Here is a 2844-nt window from a genome sequence, read left to right on the forward strand (position 1 = left end):
TGTACATAAATACCTTTGGCAAAAGCCTATATTACATATTGATGAATCTATTCAAATAATTGAAATGGTTCAAAAACAATATGTTGAAAATAAAATTGGTCGCTTTGCTACGATTTTAAAAGAAACAAGCGAATTCATAGGTTGGACAGGAATTAAATTTGTAAACGACCACATAGAAAACGGAAATACTAATTTCTATGATTATGGCTATCGACTGAATGAAAAATTTTGGAATCAAGGTTTTGCTACAGAAGCAACTAAAGCTTGGTTAGAACATGGTTTTAATCAAATGAATATTCAAGTGATGAATGCTTATACCCATTCTGAAAACGGAGCTTCAAATCATGTTTTGCAAAAAGTAGGTTTCAATTTTATGGAAGATTACCCTGATGAAAATGGTATTATATGGAAATGGTGGCAATTAGAAAATAAGTAATTAAAATAGCACTACTTTTGTATTAAATTAAAATTGGAATGAAAATAATCCTTACAGGTGCAACAGGTGTTTTAGGCTCTCATATTATGTATGATATTTTAGAGCACTATATCATCAACAACATCGACGGAAAATTATATTTAATCACACGAAATAAAGGAAAAGTTTCTGGAAAGGAACGAATAATCGAATTACTTTCCAGTAACTACACCCCAAAATTTCTTTTAGAGAAAGGAATTGTTTTCTTGTTACAATATATTGAAATCATTGATACTGATTTAGCACAACTTCAGAATTCCTATACTGAAAAGTTGAAGGATTCTTTTTTTATTCATTCGGCAGGTTATGTGAACTTATCAACCGATGAAGATCAAAAAGAAAGAATATTTAATGAGAATGCCGTCATGACTAAGACTATTTTTCAACTATTTTCACCTTTTATTAAAAAATTTATTTACATCAGCACCGCATTCTCATCTGGTGCTCGTAAAGGTCTAATTGACAACGATTTTCATAATTTAGATTTTGAATTAGAACACCGAAATGCTTATGAAAATGCTAAATTTCATTCTGAAGAGTTTGTCATTGAACAGTGTGAAGCATTAAATTTATCCTATCAAATTTTACGACCAAGTGTTATCGGTGGTAAAATGTTGGGCGTCGAAAACCGATATTTTATTCCAAAATATATGGTATTTTATTTGATGGCTAAGTTTTTTCATTTTACGGCACAACGAAAAGACCAACAACAAAACGTTCGCTTTGCAATTAGTGAAAATACCGGTTTAAATATTATTCCTGTAGATTATGTTTCAAAAGTAATTGTTTCAACTTTTGAAAGAGCCGATATTGTGCAGTTGAACATAGTGCATAATCAAAGTTTTAATTTGATAAAAGGCTTGCAATTAATTATGAAAGAAGTTGGTTATTCAAATTTCAGTATTATACCTAATTCGTTAGACTTCGATTATAAAAACACAATAGAAAAATTATATTATGAAAGCATTGGAAAACATCTAAAACCTTACTTAACTTGTGCTGCTAGCGAATATGATACTACTTTATTAAATTCAATTTTAGAAATTCCAAAATTAGATTCTGAATCGTTTACTAACATGATTCGCTATGCTAAATTGCATAATTTCAAAGATATAAACGTTTAATATTTATATGAAAACAATAAAGATTGCAGGCGTTCCAGAACATTTCAATCTACCATGGCATTTAAGCATTGATGATGGCGAATTTGAAGCAGTGGGAATCGATTTACAATGGACTGATGTTCCTGAGGGTACTGGTAAAATGTGCCAAATGTTGCGTGATGGAACAACTGATATTGCTGTAATCCTCACCGAAGGTATTATTAAGGATATTACCAATGGAAATCCAAGTAAAATTGTTCAAGTTTATGTTCAAAGTCCTTTAATTTGGGGAATTCACGTAGCTGCTAATTCTAGCTATGAAACACTTTCCGATTTAGAAAACTCGATTGTTGCGATATCACGAATGGGTTCGGGTTCGCATTTGATGAGTATTGTAAATGCGGAACATCAAAATTGGAATACCGAAAAGTTAACGTTTGAAATTGTCAACACTATTGATGGAGCCGTTGAAGCCTTAACCAATGGCAAAGCCAATTATTTCATGTGGGAACGTTTCATGACCCAACCATTAGTAGATGCAGGTATTTTTAGAAGAATTACCGATTGCCCTACTCCATGGCCTTGTTTTGTAATCGCAGTACGAAACGAAGTTTTAGAGCAACATCCAAAAGTAATAGAACAAATTTTAGACATTATTAATACTACTACCGAAGAATTCAAAATGATTCCGAGTATAGACAGAACATTAGCTTCCAAATACAATCAAAAGCTTGATGCCATTCAAGAATGGTTAAAACTAACCCATTGGTCACAAGAACAAATGAATGAGCAAAGCTTAGACAAGATACTTGAACAACTTTTGAAGTTACAAATCATCGATAAAAAACTACCTAAAGAAGCGATACTTAAATAATTCCGTATTTTTATCGTTTTAAATGAAATGACACTAAAATTTCCCACTACAATTGAACTAAAAGAAAAGCTTTCCTTACCAAAGCCTTGGGATATCATTGTCATTTTTATATTAAATATTCTAATTGCAATTCCAGTTTTTTTAATTGCGCATCAAAATTTTATTGATTTAGATTGGCCAATTCATTTAGACCGAATAGTACTTTTTATTTTAATAGTAGCTGGAATTCAACTTCTGTTGCAATTGGTAAAAACAATATTAATACTTATCATTTTTATGTATTTAGTCGTTCTATTTATTGGAACTGTTATTGGAAATTATGGGTTTGTAAGGGTTTTTGAAGATTATCGCTATATGATTTATTCAATGAGTGAAAATCCAAATCCTCAAGA

Annotated in this window: 3 protein-coding genes and 1 pseudogene; all 4 read left to right on the forward strand. The window is 30.9% G+C overall.

Features of this window, described 5'->3' with window-relative positions:
* Window positions 1-436, forward strand: a 436-nt coding sequence (locus ACIQZC_RS10475) for a GNAT family N-acetyltransferase (protein ID WP_396139168.1), incomplete at its 5' end; no start/stop codon positions are given.
* Between the two features lie 38 nt (window positions 437-474).
* The gene (locus ACIQZC_RS10480; RefSeq protein WP_396139169.1) at window positions 475-1599 is read left to right on the forward strand and encodes an SDR family oxidoreductase; all 1125 of its coding nucleotides are present in this window, start codon (window positions 475-477) and stop codon (window positions 1597-1599) included.
* Between the two features lie 7 nt (window positions 1600-1606).
* Complete coding sequence (locus tag ACIQZC_RS10485) at window positions 1607-2452, forward strand: substrate-binding domain-containing protein (protein ID WP_396139170.1); 846 nt, start codon at window positions 1607-1609, stop codon at window positions 2450-2452.
* Between the two features lie 27 nt (window positions 2453-2479).
* Window positions 2480-2844 (forward strand): annotated as a pseudogene (locus ACIQZC_RS10490) (transglutaminase); the annotation flags it as partial.

The sequence above is a fragment of the Flavobacterium sp. genome (assembly GCF_044338735.1).
Taxonomy (GTDB): domain Bacteria; phylum Bacteroidota; class Bacteroidia; order Flavobacteriales; family Flavobacteriaceae; genus Flavobacterium.

Bases quoted from the DNA above. Each gene is read 5' to 3' on its own strand.
- ACIQZC_RS10480 (WP_396139169.1), top strand. From the start codon at position 475: ATGAAAATAATCCTTACAGGTGCAACAGGTGTTTTAGGCTCTCATATT.
- ACIQZC_RS10485 (WP_396139170.1), top strand. From the start codon at position 1,607: ATGAAAACAATAAAGATTGCAGGCGTTCCAGAACATTTCAATCTACCA.